The organism is Escherichia sp. MOD1-EC5990, assembly GCF_002965285.1.
Classification (GTDB): Bacteria; Pseudomonadota; Gammaproteobacteria; order Enterobacterales; family Enterobacteriaceae; genus Escherichia; species Escherichia coli_F.
The window spans coordinates 42,695-58,785 of record NZ_PTRV01000005.1 but is presented as its reverse complement, the minus strand read 5'-3'; the positions used below and the strand labels follow the sequence as shown (position 1 = coordinate 58,785).

General features: G+C 52.7%; 17 protein-coding genes. 8 read left to right on the top strand and 9 right to left on the bottom strand.

Annotated elements, in window-relative coordinates; translation table 11 throughout:
* Positions 1 to 3 precede the first annotated feature (3 nt).
* Genes BEB42_RS07560 through cueR form a run of 3 tightly spaced genes read left to right on the top strand, consistent with a single transcriptional unit; the run spans position 4 to position 3,742 of the window.
* Positions 4 to 2,166, top strand: coding sequence for a type I secretion system permease/ATPase (locus BEB42_RS07560; protein ID WP_000739046.1), 2,163 nt, complete (start codon positions 4 to 6; stop codon positions 2,164 to 2,166).
* Positions 2,163 to 3,338, top strand: coding sequence for an HlyD family type I secretion periplasmic adaptor subunit (locus BEB42_RS07555; RefSeq protein WP_001014326.1), 1,176 nt, complete (start codon positions 2,163 to 2,165; stop codon positions 3,336 to 3,338). The genes BEB42_RS07560 and BEB42_RS07555 overlap by 4 nt, the downstream gene beginning before the upstream one ends.
* Positions 3,335 to 3,742 (top strand): Cu(I)-responsive transcriptional regulator, encoded by a 408-nt coding sequence (gene cueR / locus BEB42_RS07550; protein WP_001026752.1) that lies wholly within the window; start codon positions 3,335 to 3,337, stop codon positions 3,740 to 3,742. The genes BEB42_RS07555 and cueR overlap by 4 nt, the downstream gene beginning before the upstream one ends.
* Here cueR and BEB42_RS07545 read toward each other — a convergent pair whose 3' ends face one another.
* From BEB42_RS07545 to BEB42_RS07530, 4 genes are all read right to left on the bottom strand, one after another.
* Positions 3,743 to 4,966, bottom strand: a complete 1,224-nt coding sequence (locus tag BEB42_RS07545) for a hypothetical protein (protein WP_000898613.1) — start codon at positions 4,964 to 4,966, stop codon at positions 3,743 to 3,745.
* Between the two features lie 88 nt (positions 4,967 to 5,054).
* Positions 5,055 to 5,249, bottom strand: a complete 195-nt coding sequence (locus BEB42_RS26470; RefSeq protein WP_000779039.1) for a hypothetical protein — start codon at positions 5,247 to 5,249, stop codon at positions 5,055 to 5,057.
* Complete coding sequence (locus tag BEB42_RS07535; RefSeq protein WP_001353390.1) at positions 5,246 to 5,668, bottom strand: hypothetical protein; 423 nt, start codon at positions 5,666 to 5,668, stop codon at positions 5,246 to 5,248. Before BEB42_RS07535 ends, BEB42_RS26470 begins: the two co-directional genes overlap by 4 nt.
* A gap of 53 nt (positions 5,669 to 5,721) precedes the next feature.
* The gene (locus tag BEB42_RS07530) at positions 5,722 to 6,738 is read right to left on the bottom strand and encodes a YadA family autotransporter adhesin (RefSeq protein WP_000859811.1); all 1,017 of its coding nucleotides are present in this window, start codon (positions 6,736 to 6,738) and stop codon (positions 5,722 to 5,724) included.
* 366 nt (positions 6,739 to 7,104) lie between these two features.
* Here BEB42_RS07530 and BEB42_RS07525 point away from each other — a divergent pair, with 366 nt between their 5' ends.
* On the top strand, positions 7,105 to 7,467 hold the full coding sequence (locus tag BEB42_RS07525; RefSeq protein ID WP_001001644.1) for a hypothetical protein: 363 nt from the start codon (positions 7,105 to 7,107) through the stop codon (positions 7,465 to 7,467).
* Between the two features lie 102 nt (positions 7,468 to 7,569).
* Here the strand turns inward: BEB42_RS07525 and BEB42_RS07520 are convergent, their stop codons facing one another.
* Together BEB42_RS07520 and BEB42_RS07515 are read right to left on the bottom strand one after the other, a co-directional pair.
* Entirely contained in the window at positions 7,570 to 8,028 is a 459-nt protein-coding gene (locus BEB42_RS07520; protein ID WP_000970318.1) for an NfeD family protein, read from the bottom strand.
* Entirely contained in the window at positions 8,025 to 8,942 is a 918-nt protein-coding gene (locus BEB42_RS07515) for an SPFH domain-containing protein (protein ID WP_000904502.1), read from the bottom strand. The genes BEB42_RS07520 and BEB42_RS07515 overlap by 4 nt, the downstream gene beginning before the upstream one ends.
* Before the next feature lie 145 nt (positions 8,943 to 9,087).
* On the opposite strand from BEB42_RS07515, the gene fetA reads away from it, so the two are divergent.
* Positions 9,088 to 9,765, top strand: a complete 678-nt coding sequence (gene fetA / locus BEB42_RS07510) for an iron efflux ABC transporter ATP-binding subunit FetA (RefSeq protein WP_001157552.1) — start codon at positions 9,088 to 9,090, stop codon at positions 9,763 to 9,765.
* Positions 9,752 to 10,531 (top strand): iron efflux ABC transporter permease subunit FetB, encoded by a 780-nt coding sequence (gene fetB, locus BEB42_RS07505; protein ID WP_001353389.1) that lies wholly within the window; start codon positions 9,752 to 9,754, stop codon positions 10,529 to 10,531. The genes fetA and fetB overlap by 14 nt, the downstream gene beginning before the upstream one ends.
* Positions 10,532 to 10,593: 62 nt before the next feature.
* Here fetB and cnoX read toward each other — a convergent pair whose 3' ends face one another.
* The 3 genes from cnoX to tesA are packed head-to-tail and all read right to left on the bottom strand — an operon-like array spanning position 10,594 to position 12,931.
* On the bottom strand, positions 10,594 to 11,448 hold the full coding sequence (gene cnoX / locus BEB42_RS07500; protein ID WP_001295322.1) for a chaperedoxin: 855 nt from the start codon (positions 11,446 to 11,448) through the stop codon (positions 10,594 to 10,596).
* A 60-nt stretch (positions 11,449 to 11,508) separates the two neighbouring features.
* Positions 11,509 to 12,318: an NADP(+)-dependent aldehyde reductase gene (gene ybbO / locus BEB42_RS07495; protein WP_000148935.1), complete on the bottom strand. Its 810-nt coding sequence runs from the start codon at positions 12,316 to 12,318 to the stop codon at positions 11,509 to 11,511.
* Positions 12,308 to 12,931, bottom strand: coding sequence for a multifunctional acyl-CoA thioesterase I/protease I/lysophospholipase L1 (tesA, locus tag BEB42_RS07490; protein WP_001295836.1), 624 nt, complete (start codon positions 12,929 to 12,931; stop codon positions 12,308 to 12,310). Before tesA ends, ybbO begins: the two co-directional genes overlap by 11 nt.
* Between tesA and ybbA the strand changes: the two genes are divergently transcribed.
* Positions 12,902 to 13,588, top strand: a complete 687-nt coding sequence (ybbA, locus tag BEB42_RS07485; protein WP_001110573.1) for a putative ABC transporter ATP-binding protein YbbA — start codon at positions 12,902 to 12,904, stop codon at positions 13,586 to 13,588. The genes tesA and ybbA overlap by 30 nt on opposite strands.
* Entirely contained in the window at positions 13,585 to 15,999 is a 2,415-nt protein-coding gene (gene ybbP, locus BEB42_RS07480; RefSeq protein WP_000561888.1) for a putative ABC transporter permease subunit YbbP, read from the top strand. Before ybbA ends, ybbP begins: the two co-directional genes overlap by 4 nt.
* The last annotated feature ends 92 nt before the right edge of the window (positions 16,000 to 16,091 follow it).

Below are 16,091 nucleotides of genomic sequence, written 5' to 3'. Positions count from 1 at the left end.
AGAATGAAAAAAAATGCCCAGTCCGTGGAAGCCTGGCTGGAGGCGATGATCGCCGTGGCGCGCTATTACCGCCTCGATTTTTCCCAGGAGAATGTGCGCGCGACCGTCAACTGGGAGCGCGACAGCAAACGGGAGGAGTTACTCACTGATATGGCGCGGCAGTTGGGGATGGGGCTACGGCTGGTGGAATTTTCCGCCGACTCGCTTAACCCGTGGCGGCTGCCGCTGATTGCGGTGTTTGATAATCAACAGATTGGCGTGATCACTCGCCGCGATAACCACGACAATATCAGCGTTCAGTTCAGCGGTGACGAAGGGCTGGAAACCACGCTAAATGTTGCGGATATTGAAGATAAAATCGTCGAACTGGCGCTGCTGCGCCCGCTCAGCGCCATTCCCGATGCGCGGGTGGATGACTACATTCGCCCGTATCAGGCGAACTGGTTCTGGAATCTTTCGCTAAAAGACTGGCGGCGTTACGGCGATATTATGCTGGCCTCACTGGTGGCGAACGTGCTGGCGCTGGCGGCGATGATTTTCTCGATGCAGGTTTACGACCGGGTGGTTCCGGCGCAATCGTACCCGACGCTATGGGTGCTGTTTGCCGGGGTGATGATGGCGATCCTGTTTGAGTTCTGTATGCGTATGGTGCGCACACATCTTTCGGATGTGATCGGCAAGCGGGCGGATCTACGGATTTCGGATCGCGTTTTTGGTCACGCATTGCGGCTGAAAAATAACGTGCGATCGAAATCCACCGGATCGTTTATCTCACAGATCCGCGAACTGGAATCGGTGCGGGAGCTGATCACCTCCACCACCATTGGCGCGGTAGCGGATCTGCCATTCTTCCTGCTGTTTGTTTTTATTCTGTGGATGATCGGCGGCTGGCTGGTGCTGGTTGTTTTGCTGGCGCTGCCGTTGCTGGTGATCCCCGGCCTGCTGGTGCAACGCCCGCTGGCGCGGCTGGCGAACGAAGGGGTGCGCGAATCGGCAGTGCGCAACGCTACGCTTGTCGAGGCCGTGCAGTCGATTGAAGACATTAAACTGCTGCGTGCTGAACAGCGTTTCCAGAATCAGTGGAATCACACCAACGACGTGGCCTCGTCCATCAGTATGAAGCAACGTTTTCTCACCGGGCTGCTGCTCACCTGGACGCAGGAAGTGCAATCCATCGTCTATGTGGTGGTGCTGTTGGTGGGCTGCTTCATGGTGATGAACGGCGACATGACCACCGGCGCGCTGGTGGGGACGACGATTCTGGCTTCGCGCACCATCGCGCCGCTGTCGCAGATATCCGGCGTGCTTTCGCGCTGGCAGCAGGCGAAAGTGGCGCGTAATGGCCTTGATGAACTGATGAAGCGCCCGGTGGATCAGCCGGAGCACGGCAAACTGGTGCATAAAGCGGTACTGCACGGTAATTATCAGTTTAGCAACGCGGTGTTTTATTACGACGAAGAAGAGAAGATTGCCGATGTGGCGATCGGCAAACTCAACATTCAGGCCGGAGAGAAAATCGCCATTCTCGGGCGCAACGGAGCGGGTAAATCCACGCTACTGCAAATGCTCGCCGGAATGCGTATCGCCCAGCAAGGGCAGGTGTTGCTGGATAACATCAGCATCGGGCAGCTTGATCCGGCGGATCTGCGCCGCGACATGGGGCTGCTCAGCCAGACCGGGCGACTGTTCTTCGGTTCGCTGCGGGAAAACCTCACCATGGGGATGCCAGAAGCCAGCGATGAAGATATCGAACGCGCATTAACCCTCAGCGGGGCGCTGCCCTTTGTGCAGAAGCAGAAAAACGGCCTCAACTACATGATTCAGGAAGGGGGATTTGGCCTCTCTGGTGGTCAGCGACAAACGCTGCTGCTGGCGCGGCTCCTCATCTCTCAACCCAATATCGTGCTGCTCGATGAACCCAGTGCCTCGCTGGATGAAATGGCGGAAGCGTATTTAATTGAACAACTAAAACAGTGGATTGGCCATCGCACGCTGGTCATCGCTACTCACCGCACGGCAATGCTGCAACTGGTGGACAGGATAATTGTGATGGATCAGGGGCGCATTGTGATGGACGGCGCGAAAGAGACCATTTTGCGTGAACAGGGCGAACCCACGACGCGACGCGTGGTGTTGCAGGAGAAGAATAAGGGGTCTGCCGCATGAACGGACAACTGCAATACAACCGTGGCCTGACTGAACCCCGCCTGCCACGTTCGGCGCTGGCGGTGCGCGTTACCGCTGTGATGCTGCTCTGTTTTCTCGGCTGGGCGTGGTACTTCCAGCTTGATGAAGTCACCACCGGCAGCGGCACGGTAGAACCTTCTGGACGCGAACAGGTGGTGCAGTCTCTGGAAGGCGGGATTTTGTATCATCTCGACGTGAAGGTTGGCGATATTGTCGAACAGGGGCAGCCGCTGGCACAGCTTAACCGCACCAAAACGGAATCCGACGTCCAGGAAGCGATGTCGCGGCTGTACGCGGCGCTGGCAACCTCGGCGCGGCTGCGGGCGGAAGTGAGCAATAAACCGCTGGTCTTCCCTGACGAACTGAATAAATTCCCCGAACTTATCGAGTCGGAAACGGCGTTATATAACACTCGCCGCGATGGGCTGAACAAAGCCACCACCGGGCTGACGCAGGGGATTAGCCTGGTCAACCGCGAACTGGCGATGACCCAGCCGCTGGTAAAACAGGGGGCGGCGAGCAGCGTCGAAGTGCTGCGCCTGCAACGTCAGGCCAATGAACTGGAAAACAAACTTAGCGACGTGCGCACGCAATACTACGTTCAGGCGCGCGAAGAGTTAGCGAAAGCCAATGCGGAAGTGGAAACCCAGCGTTCGGTGATCCGCGGGCGGGAAGATTCTCTCACGCGGCTCAACTTTACTGCGCCGGTGCGAGGCATTGTTCAGGACATTGACGTCACCACGGTTGGCGGCGTCATCGCCCCCGGTGGTAAACTGATGACCATCGTGCCGCTGGATGAGCAACTGCTGATCGAGGCAAAAATCTCCCCCCGCGATGTGGCGTTTATCCATCCGGGGCAAAAATCGCTGGTGAAAATAACCGCTTACGATTATTCCATCTACGGCGGCCTGCCAGGGGAAGTGGCGGTGATTTCACCGGACACCGTGCAGGATGAAGTGCGGCGCGATGTTTATTACTATCGGGTGTACATTCGCACTTTCAGCAACCATCTGGAAAATAAACATAAACAGCAGTTTCCGATATTTCCCGGCATGGTGGCGACGGTCGATATCCGCACCGGCAAAAAAAGCGTGCTGGATTATCTGTTGAAACCCTTTAACAAAGCACAGGAGGCGTTGCGCGAACGATGAACATTAGCGATGTAGCAAAAATTACCGGCCTGACCAGCAAAGCCATTCGCTTCTATGAAGAAAAGGGGCTGGTGACGCCGCCGATGCGCAGCGAAAACGGTTATCGAACCTACACGCAGCAGCATCTCAACGAACTGACCTTACTGCGCCAGGCGCGTCAGGTGGGCTTTAACCTGGAAGAGAGCGGCGAACTGGTGAATCTGTTTAACGACCCGCAGCGGCATAGCGCCGACGTCAAACGGCGCACGTTGGAGAAGGTGGCGGAGATCGAACGACACATTGAGGAGCTGCAATCCATGCGCAACCAGTTACTGGCGCTGGCGAATGCCTGCCCCGGTGATGACAGCGCCGACTGCCCGATTATCGAAAATCTCTCCGGCTGCTGTCATCATCGGGCGGGGTGATTAACGCTTGCGAAAATAGTCGTCCATTATTTTCGTCAACTCCGGACGTTCGCCGTCATCATTGATGGCAAAATCCAGAAAAAAAGCATCTGCTTGCGGCGTTCGGTTTTGCGCCATCAACCGGAAGGTGAGGGGGCGATAACTGGCGTATGCCGGATAGCTGATAACGAATCGGGCAAAGTCAATAAAAAGCGGCGAGTGTGTGGAAAACAGTGCCTGCAAAATTACATCAGCCTTTTCATCCTCCCCCAAACCTTGTTGGATCATGCTCTTAATACGAGTTTCGCTCAAATTCCCGGCCTCAACAATTTGCCAGGCTTGATCCAGTGAAGGGTACCGACTGACGCTCTGCTGCAACTCTTCAGACCAGGTTTCGGATGGGCTGATGTGCTTATCAGGGCCGAAACTCTCCCATGCGCCGGGCGGTAATGTTTTCCACTCAGTGAGTTTGGGAACGTGGCACAGTAGCTCTGTTTTGTGCAGACATTCTCCGCCCGGAAATACCAGTGTTTGTTGCTCATCATTAAAACGGGTTGCCGTGCTGAGTACCAGTGTTTTGAGCGGTCGCCCTTCCAGTGCGGCAGCAGTGGCCTTATGGTGCCCGTCGAGCAGAACGCAGAGATAGGAATCAGGGAGATACCAGGCCAGAGCGCGGGCGTCCGGTTTATCGCGATAAAACGTCGCACGCTCAGGATTAAAATGTGATGGCGGCTGGCCGGGTAGAAGAAAACAGGGGGCGGTGTCACTGAAATAGCAATATTCAGGATCCCAGACGGCAACGGTCGCCGGATTACTGGCGCTATGGTCCGTTGCCGCCCAAAAGAAATGCCCGTTGCCATCCGTCGGGTAAATTTCACGATCTTCGAGCAGATAATAGCCATCAGCCATGCATGAGAACAGCGGTGTCAGCGCGGCAAAAGCGTCCGTCATGCCAGACCACGGGCGATTCCAGTTTTCGAGAGCAGACAAAAACCGGGCGGCTCCCTGTTCATCATCCGCAAAACCGCTGTAGACAAATTCCGCACAGGTGGGGCAGCCAGCCTCGGACCAGAAACGTATTAACGGGACATCCTGCCAGCAGAGCGAACGGATAAGCCCATAAGGGTGCGGATCGTAAATCACACATTGACGCAGAAATCCTTTACCTGACTTCACCGAAAAAATGACGCCCGCAGCGGTATTTTTCAGCAGACGTACTTCAGGTTTTCGACAGGGAAAAAGCATGGCTACTCCTTAGCCAAAATTTCAGTTCCCTGAACTGTGCCAGAAAATTACGCGGGTGACTATTGCTCTATAAATGGAAGCGGTGCTCTTACCCGTTAATCCCCGGTTGCACAGACAGAATATGCTGCAAACTTTCTACCATAATGCGCCCCGACTGAAATAAGCCTTCCTGGATTTCGTTGTTAACATTCACAGCGTGAACCAGGGAGGCTAATAATACCACTTGCAAGAATGCAAAGATAAAAGCGCCAATAATCATAATATGTATAAGCGTGAGTTTCATTTTAAATAACCCACAAACTGGCCTTCTTTCATTAAGGCTACTTTTCCTGTGTGATGATAAACAATGACGTTATACAGACCCGACTGATAAACCGTGGCATCGGCATTATCTTCATCTATGGCACATAATGAATCATTGAGATAAGCAAAGTTCTTACTGCTCATTCTGAAGGTGACGCCAAATCCTTTATAAATAGATTTTTTAGCGGCCTGGGCATGTTGTGCGGCTTCTGCATTTTTAAATGCCTGTGCTTCTGATGCACTTAAAATAGCCGCCTGACGCTGTTGTTCTGCGAGATAACAGGTGTCATGACTGACTCCCTGCGCTTGGCAATCTGCGATGCGGGAAGTGGGTGAACTACAGCCAGCCAGTAATATAACCGCCAGCAGGGAAAACGATTTAATGGAGCTATTCATCATTGTTAACCTTAAATAATGTACGGAAAATTGCGAATAAGAAATTGCTATTAAAATTAGAACGAATACCCCACGCCGACACCCGCGCCGAAATCAGATTGTGTATCCGCAGAGACTCCCGCTTTAATTACTGTATGAATTCCAGCATTAAATGATGTTCCGACAGACACCGCAGATTCACCGTTGAACGTTCCCGCTCCTGCAGACACCATCATAAAGTCACCGGTTTTCACCTGTGGTTGTGAAGCGATAGCGATGGCAGATGCAGTTCCCGCATTGGCTTCTTTACGATTGTCCTCAACTTCGTTTTTCAGAGAATCGAAATGGTTATTGAGCGTGTTAATTTGTTGGCTGTTATCTGCGACCCGTTTTTGGGTGTTGGTTAACTGTTGCTGCGTTTGTGCGGAATCTTGTCTCAGACTTTCAATTTGCTCATGTGCCTGGACAGACTTCTGCGCCAGACTTTGCATTTGTTTATCGTATTGAGCCCTTTCTTTTTGCTGTTGTGCTGCCACATCGGTTGTCAGTGCATTCATTTTCTGCCCTTGTTCCGTGGTAGTGCGCTGATTAGCCTCATTTTGAGCCGCCAGTCTGGCATTAATCATCTCCTGATAATGCGCAGTATTTTGCGTATCTCCAGTCGCGGCGAGCGTTTTTTGTGTGGCTACGATCTGCGCCTGTTGCTCTGTAATTTGCGTTTGCTGGGCATCAGTTACCGCAGACTGTCGGGCGTTGATCATGCTCTGATAACGGGCGGTTGTCTGTACATCACCTGTAGCGGCAACGGTTTTTTGTCCTGCGTCAGGATCTGTCTGGACAGGGGGAGTCTGAGTGGTATCAGGTGTTTCAGAAGGGATGTAGTGATGTTCAGTCAAATAGGTATATGCAGCGGGGCTGTTGTCGGTGCGTTCTAAAAAGCGGGTAATCTTCTGCTCAATCTCCGATTGCGACATGCCAGAGTTAATGGCTGAAAGCTCTGTTGCCGCCGCTTCAATGGTATCACCAGCTAAAACAACAGGGCTGGATGTTGCTGAAATTATGAGTGCCAGTAAAGCTACGTTTACAGTTTTCATTCATTTTCTCTTGTTCAAAATAAGTCGCATTAATGTTTCTATAAGAAACAAATAATATTGTTTTAAGAAATAAACTACGTTGCAATTTAATCGAAATCTACGCCGCCATTTGTGTGATGTAAAGCACATTTTTGTCTGGTGTAAGCGTAAACACCACAAATAAGAAACAAAAAATGTTTCTTTTATAAATTAAAAAGGAAAACATTTCGTGCTCTTTTAATGTAAAAAAGAGTAAAGACTTGTTTTGATAAGCGAAATAAATTCTGTTTCTGGACTAAACGTGAAGCAGTTCCTGATGTGTGCTAAAATGCGTTTCTTTGATAAATCTCAATTTTTAAGAGGTTTACGCCAGGCAGGAAAATTTAAATGAATGAATTTGAGAAGATTTTTAATGAAATGAATCTGGACCGGGCATTGCTACCGATCCTTTTTCGTTCGAACCGGTCAACAGTGTGGAAATATTTAAGTGGCGATAGTACGGCTCCTGCCTCAGCTATGTCACTGATTATGCTGTTGCAGTTAATCCAGAAACGAAACCCCGATCTATTAGCCGAATGGTTAACGCTTTCTGATTTCACCATTCCGCCAGAAGTTTACCTGGACCAGCCTGATTACTGGAAAGGGTGGGTGTATACGCAACACAAGGTCAATAAAAACGTCCTGGAATATCTAAAAAAACATTATCCGGATGAAGACCAAAAAAGTATGGGTAAAGGCCGGGAAGAGTAATTTTGCCTCTACTCGGCTATATGCCGGATGCGGCGCAAGCGCCTTATCTGGCCTACGATTCGGGCATATTTTGTAGGCATGATAAGACGCGCCAGCGTCGCATCAGGCGATGACCGCACGGATAATCAGCGTTATCCCTTCTATCGCAATCACCTCAACATGCGTACCTGCGCCGAGATCCTCGCTGGCGCTGACAGGCCATGAACTGTCACCGACGCGCATATGACCGCGCCCGTTGACCAGCGGAGATTCCAGCACAAAACGTCGGCCAATAAGCTGCTGCCCGCGCTGGTTTAAATGACTGTCGCTGTGCTTTTGTTCGCGCACCCGCCGCGACAACCATTTCCACCACAGCCAGGCGGCGAGCAGCGTCAGGACGGCAAACATCACCCCTTGCCACTCCCAGCCCAGCGGCAGCAACCAGACCACCAGGCCGGTAATCACCGCTGCCACGCCGCTCCACAACAGATAACCATTACCGCCCAGCATTTCGGCAGCCAGCAGCAACCCGCCGAGACTGAGCCAGAAAATATGTGGATGAACGACCATTAACTCCATCATGGCTGAGTCCGTTTGTTGGCGCTGTCTTTCACCAGCTCGGCAATCCCGGCAATCGACCCCATCAGGCTGCTGGCCTCTAATGGCATCATCACTACTTTGCTGTTACTGGATGAACCGATCTGCTGTAACGCTTCGGTGTATTTCTGTGCGACGAAGTAGTTCACTGCCTGAATATCACCAGAGGCGATGGCTTCCGACACCATTTTAGTGGCACGGGCTTCTGCTTCGGCGGAACGTTCACGCGCTTCAGCCTGTAAAAATGCCGACTGACGCTCACCTTCCGCTTTCAGGATTTGCGACTGTTTTTCACCTTCGGCTTTGAGGATTTCCGCCTGACGGATCCCTTCCGCTTCAAGGATGTAAGCGCGTTTGGTACGTTCAGCTTTCATCTGCGCGTTCATTGAAGAGATAAGCTCTGCCGGTGGGCGCACGTCGCGAATTTCAATACGGGTGACTTTAATCCCCCACGGGTTGGTAGCCTCATCGACAATACGTAGCAAACGTGAGTTGATGCTATCGCGCTGGGAGAGCATTTCGTCAAGTTCCATTGAACCCAGTACGGTACGGATGTTAGTCATGGTCAGGTTGATGATCGCCAGCTCCAGATTGCTGACTTCATAAGCCGCGCGCGGGGCATCAATCACCTGAATAAAGCACACGGCGTCGATGGTAACGTTGGCGTTATCTTTCGAGATAACTTCCTGGGAAGGGATATCGAGCACTTGCTCCATCATATTGATCTTGCGACCAATGCGATCCATAAACGGCACCACCAGACTTAGCCCTGGCTGTAACGTTTTGGTATAGCGACCAAAACGTTCTACTGTCCACTGATAGCCCTGCGGCACGATTTTGACGCCCGCGCCAACAATGACCAGCGCGACAAAAATGAGAATCGGGATAAAGATAAGCATCGGAAAAACCTCCTGTTGTACCGTCCATAATCAGCAAAATTGCTGCTTGATTAAACAAATTATACCTGATTACTGAAAGAGAGTTCCCCCTTATTCCTGCGAAGGATAAACTGTTTTTAGTAAAAATCAGAAAAAGGGAACAGCGATGCAGGAAAATAGTCCTTTGCTTCAGCTACAAAACGTAGGATATCTGGCGGGTGATACGAAGATTCTTAATAACATCAATTTTTCGCTACGTGCTGGCGAATTTAAGTTAATTACCGGCCCTTCCGGTTGTGGCAAAAGTACGCTGCTGAAAATTGTTGCTTCATTAATCAGCCCAACCAGCGGAACGTTGCTGTTTGAAGGTGAGGATGTCAGTACACTCAAGCCAGAAATCTACCGCCAGCAAGTATCTTACTGCGCCCAGACGCCGACGCTGTTTGGCGATACGGTATACGATAATCTGATCTTTCCCTGGCAGATCCGTAACCAGCAGCCTGACCCAGCCATTTTTCTCGATTTTCTCGAACGCTTCGCTTTGCCGGACAGCATTTTGACAAAGAATATCGCCGAGCTATCTGGTGGTGAAAAACAACGCATCTCATTGATTCGTAACCTGCAATTTATGCCAAAGGTATTATTGCTGGATGAAATCACCAGTGCACTGGATGAAAGTAATAAACATAACGTTAATGAGATGATCCACCGTTATGTGCGCGAGCAAAATATTGCCGTGCTGTGGGTGACACACGATAAAGACGAAATTAATCATGCGGATAAAGTGATTACACTGCAACCGCATGCCCGAGAAATGCAGGAAGCACGCTATGAACTCGCATAATATTACTAACGAATCATTGGCACTGGCATTAATGCTGGTGGTGGTGGCAATCTTAATTAGCCATAAAGAAAAACTGGCGCTGGAGAAAGATATTCTCTGGAGCGTTGGGCGCGCGATAATTCAGCTGATTATTGTCGGCTATGTGCTGAAGTATATTTTCAGCGTGGATGATGCCAGCCTGACATTATTGATGGTGTTATTTATCTGCTTTAATGCGGCGTGGAATGCGCAAAAACGCAGTAAATATATTGCTAAAGCTTTTATCTCATCGTTTATTGCCATTACGGTCGGAGCGGGAATTACCCTGGCGGTACTGATCCTCTCTGGGTCGATTGAATTTATCCCGATGCAGGTGATCCCTATCGCCGGGATGATAGCCGGTAACGCCATGGTAGCGGTGGGGTTGTGTTACAACAATTTAGGGCAACGGGTGATTAGCGAACAACAACAGATTCAGGAGAAACTGAGTCTTGGCGCGACGCCGAAACAGGCTTCAGCGATATTGATTCGCGACAGTATTCGCGCGGCTTTAATTCCGACGGTCGATTCAGCAAAAACGGTTGGCTTAGTGAGTTTACCGGGAATGATGTCCGGGCTGATATTTGCCGGGATTGATCCGGTGAAGGCGATTAAATATCAGATTATGGTGACCTTTATGCTGCTCTCAACCGCCAGCTTGTCGACCATTATTGCCTGCTATTTAACCTATCGTAAGTTTTATAATTCGCGCCACCAGTTGGTGGTGACGCAATTGACGAAGAAATAATGCGATGCCGGATGTGCAGCCTCGCATCCGGCGTTGTGGTTCATCTGCTGTTCAACGAAATATCAATACAACAACGCATACAGCTGGCGGCGATACTTCGACGCCAGTGCATCACCGGTCCCCAGCGCAGCAAGGATCTCCTGGAACGTTTTACGTGTCTGACCGTCTGCGGCGGTGAGATCTTTACGCAGATGCCCAAACAGCAACTCCAGTGCCTCTTCATTGCGCCCAACCTGATGCAGTTGCAGTGCCAGTTGCGTCGCCAGTGCGGCATCTTCTGGATTCTCTGCCACCTGCTGTTGCAACTGTTGAATTTCCGGCGTATCAGCCGCCTGCTTCAGCAGTTCGATTTGCGCCACCAGCCCCTGGTAGCGGGTGTCCTGATCCTGCAACGGAATGGTTTTCAGCACGGCTTCTGCATCCTCAGAACGGTTCAGCGCAATCAGCGTTTCTGCCAGCAGCAGGCCGATCTCCCCGTTTTGATTCGACAACTGCCAGGCGTCTTTCAGCAATGGCAGGGCGTCGGTGTAATTGCCTTCCTGCATCAGCTGCATCGCCTGCTGCGCTTTCAGTTCTTCTTCGCGCGGCAGCACTTTATCCAGCAGGGCGCGGATCGCTTCTTCCGGTTGTGGCCCCTGGAATCCGTCTACCGGTTGCCCGTTCTGGAACAGATACACGGTCGGGATCGCGCGCAGACCAAACTGCGCGGCAATCATTTGCTCCGCGTCGCAGTCCAGCTTCGCCAGAATAAATTGCCCGTTGTACTGCGCCGCGAGGCTTTCCAGAATTGGGGTTAACTGCAAACAGTGCTGGCTACGTTCAGACCAAAAATAGAACAGCACCGGTGTGGTCATCGACTGTTCAAGAACCTGTTGCAGGTTAGATTCGTTAATGTTGACAATATTTTCTACGGACATGGAGTTGCTCTCTGTTGTCGATATTTTCTTTGACATGGGGGCTTAAGCGCGCGCTTCAACTCACCCCTGCAATATTTTGTCCATCACGCGCCCCGGCAGCAGGCGCTTGAGCACCATTACCGCCCAGGTCACCAGCGTCACCGGATAGCGCATCTTCGGCTTCTCGCTAATAAAAGCATGGCGCACTTTGTCGACCACTGCTTCCGGCCCCAACGTAAAGCGGGCGGCGATGCCGGGGTTTTCGACCGGTTTATCGCTTTGCGTCTGGTTGACGTTGTCGGTGAAGCGAGTGCGAATAGGGCCGGGTTCTATCAGGCTAACTTTAATTCCGCTGTGGCGCAGCTCCATGCGCAGTGCGTCTGACCACGCCTCCAGCGCATATTTACTGGCCGCGTAAGCGCCTCGACCCGGTGTGGAGATTAATCCCATCACCGATGAGGTCATCACAATACGCCCTTCACCGTGCGGTAACATAGCGGGTAACAGGCGCATGGTGAGCTGGTGTGCGCCGAAAAAGTTGGCAGAAAACTGCTGTTCCATCTGCGCGCGGCTGATGGTGGAAAGGGGGCCATACATGCCGAATCCGGCATTGTTAAAGATCCCATACAAACAATTATCGGTCAGGGCGATCACTTCGTCGGCTGCGCGATCAACATTTTCTGGCGAATCCAGATCGATCAACACGCCGGTGAATCCCATATTGTTCATGCGCTCAACATCATCCGGTTTCCGGCAACCTGCCAGCACATGAAAACCCTGGCGTTTTAATTCGAGCGCGCTTTCCAGGCCAATTCCACTGGAACATCCGGTAATTAAGACCGATTTTTGCATAACTTTACCTGTCAGGATCTCCGTTGCTTTATGAGTCATGATTTACTAAAGGCTGCAACTGCTTCGCCATCCAGTCGGCAATAAACGGCTGGGCGTCGCGGTTGGGATGAATACCGTCATCCTGCATCCATTGTGGCTTGAGGTAGACCTCTTCCATAAAAAAGGGCAGCAGCGGAACATCAAACTCTTTGGCGAGTTTGGGGTAAATGGCGCTAAAGGCTTCATTATAACGGCGACCATAGTTTGCAGGCAGACGTATTTGCATTAACAATGGTTCAGCGTTGGCGGCTTTGACATCCTGCAAAATCTGGCGCAGCGTTTGCTCGGTTTGTTGTGGCTGAAAACCACGCAAACCGTCATTGCCGCCCAGTTCAACCAGCACCCAGCGCGGCTGATGCTGTTTCAGCAGAGCCGGAAGGCGTGCCAGCCCTTGTTGCGAGGTGTCGCCGCTGATGCTGGCATTAACTACCGACGTTTTACTCTGCCACTTATCATTCAACAAGGCAGGCCAGGCCGCGCTGGCAGACATTCGATACCCGGCGCTCAGGCTATCACCCAGAATCAATAACGTGTCCGCTGCGGCGGCACGGAAGGTTAACAGGACCAGGAACAGGAAGGGCAAATGCCAGCGGAAAACATTGTTGAAGTTCATCATCTTAAGAAGTCCGTCGGTCAGGGGGAGCATGAACTCTCCATCCTCACCGGAGTTGAGCTGGTTGTCAAACGTGGCGAGACCATCGCGCTGGTGGGCGAGTCGGGATCGGGTAAGTCAACCTTGCTGGCGATCCTCGCCGGGCTGGATGACGGCAGCAGTGGCGAAGTGAGTCTGGTGGGACAACCGCTACATAATATGGACGAAGAAGCGCGGGCAAAGTTGCGCGCGAAGCACGTAGGCTTTGTTTTTCAGTCATTTATGTTAATTCCTACCCTTAACGCGCTGGAAAACGTCGAGCTTCCGGCGCTGCTGCGCGGTGAGAGTAGCGCAGAAAGTCGTAACGGAGCGAAAGCGTTGCTCGAACAGTTAGGGCTGGGTAAACGTCTTGATCATCTTCCGGCACAGCTTTCCGGCGGTGAACAGCAACGAGTGGCGCTGGCCCGAGCCTTTAACGGTAGACCTGATGTGCTGTTTGCCGACGAACCCACCGGCAACCTTGACCGCCAGACGGGCGATAAAATTGCCGACCTGCTGTTTTCCCTCAACCGTGAACATGGCACCACGTTGATTATGGTGACCCACGACCTGCAACTGGCGGCACGCTGCGACCGCTGCTTACGGCTGGTGAACGGGCAGTTGCAGGAGGAAGCATGATTGCACGTTGGTTCTGGCGGGAATGGCGCTCGCCGTCGCTATTAATTGTCTGGCTGGCGCTAAGCCTGGCGGTGGCCTGCGTGCTGGCGCTGGGCAATATCAGCGATCGCATGGAGAAAGGGTTAAGCCAGCAGAGCCGTGAGTTTATGGCGGGCGATCGGGCGTTGCGCAGTTCGCGCGAAGTGCCGCAAGCGTGGCTGGAGGAAGCGCAAAAGCGCGGCCTGAAAGTCGGCAAGCAGCTGACTTTCGCCACGATGACTTTTGCGGGCGATACGCCGCAACTGGCGAACGTCAAAGCGGTGGATGATATCTACCCGATGTATGGCGATCTGCAAACCAATCCCCCTGGCCTGAAACCACAGGCGGGCAGCGTATTGCTGGCCCCACGCCTGATGGCATTGCTTAACCTGAAAACGGGCGACACCATTGACGTGGGCGATGCCACCTTGCGGATTGCCGGAGAAGTGATTCAGGAACCGGATTCCGGTTTTAACCCCTTCCAGATGGCTCCGCGTCTGATGATGAATCTGGCGGATGTTGATAAAACCGGAGCCGTGCAGCCGGGGAGTCGGGTCACCTGGCGCTATAAATTCGGCGGCAGCGAGAACCAGCTCGACGGCTATGAGAAATGGTTGTTACCTCAGCTTAAACCCGAACAACGCTGGTACGGTCTGGAACAGGACGAAGGCGCGCTGGGGCGATCGATGGAACGCTCGCAACAGTTTCTGCTGCTTTCGGCGCTTCTGACCTTGCTGCTGGCAGTGGCAGCGGTGGCGGTGGCGATGAATCATTACTGTCGTAGTCGCTACGATCTGGTGGCGATCCTCAAAACGCTGGGGGCTGGGCGAGCGCAACTGCGTAAGCTAATCGTCGGTCAGTGGCTGATGGTGCTGGCGCTTTCAGCCGTTACCGGCGGGGCGATAGGCCTGTTGTTCGAAAACGTGTTGATGGTGCTGCTCAAGCCCGTTCTGCCTGCCGCACTACCGCCTGCCAGCCTCTGGCCATGGCTGTGGGCGCTTGGCACCATGACGGTCATCTCGCTGCTGGTGGGGCTACGACCGTACCGCTTGTTGCTGGCAACACAGCCTTTACGCGTATTGCGTAATGATGTGGTCGCGAACGTCTGGCCGCTCAAGTTTTATCTGCCGATTGTCAGTGTGGTGGTTGTGCTGCTGCTCGCCGGATTAATGGGCGGCAGTATGCTGCTCTGGGCGGTGCTGGCGGGCGCGGTAGTACTGGCTTTGCTGTGCGGTGTGCTGGGCTGGATGCTGCTGAATGTACTTCGCCGCATGACGCTGAAATCGCTACCTCTGCGCCTGGCGGTTAGCCGCCTGTTACGTCAGCCGTGGTCAACGTTAAGCCAGCTTTCGGCATTTTCGCTCTCCTTTATGCTGCTGGCACTGTTGCTGGTGTTGCGTGGCGATCTGCTCGATCGCTGGCAACAGCAGCTACCGCCAGAAAGTCCTAACTACTTTTTAATCAACATCGCCACAGAACAGGTTACTCCGCTAAAAGCGTTCCTCGCGGAACATCAGATAGTCCCGGAATCGTTTTATCCGGTGGTGCGGGCGCGGCTGACGGCGATTAACGGCAAGCCGACAGAAGGCAATGAAGATGAGGCGCTCAACCGCGAACTCAATCTCACCTGGCAAAATACGCGGCCCGATCATAATCCGATTGTCGCTGGTAACTGGCCGCCAAAAGCCGATGAAGTATCGATGGAAGAGGGGCTGGCGAAACGCTTAAATGTTACCCTCGGCGATACCGTCACCTTTATGGGCGATACCCAGGAGTTCCGCGCTAAAGTGACCAGCCTGCGCAAAGTGGACTGGGAAAGTCTGCGGCCTAATTTCTATTTTATTTTCCCGGAAGGGGCATTAGACGGGCAGCCGCAGAGCTGGCTTACCAGTTTCCGCTGGGAGAATGGCAACGGCATGTTGACGCAACTCAACCGCCAGTTCCCGACCATTAGCCTGTTAGACATTGGCGCGATTTTAAAACAGGTCGGTCAGGTGCTGGAGCAGGTAAGTCGGGCGCTGGAAGTGATGGTGGTGCTGGTCACCGCCTGCGGTATGTTGCTGTTGCTGGCACAGGTGCAGGTGGGAATGCGTCAGCGTCATCAGGAGCTGGTGGTGTGGCGCACTCTCGGTGCGGGCAAAAAACTGCTGCGCACGACATTGTGGTGTGAGTTCGCCATGCTCGGGTTTGTCTCCGGCCTGGTGGCCGCAATTGGTGCGGAAACGGCACTGGCGGTACTGCAATCAAAAGTGTTTGATTTCCCGTGGGAGCCAGACTGGCGATTGTGGATTGTTCTGCCTTGTAGCGGTGCACTGCTGCTGTCGCTTTTCGGCGGCTGGTTGGGTGCGCGACTGGTTAAGGGTAAGGCGCTGTTCAGGCAGTTTGCGGGGTGATGACAGGTGTTAGATTGCCTGATGCGCTAAGTCTTATCTGGCCTACGAAGATCGTGCAATATATTGAGTTTTCGAGATTTTGTAGGCCGGAT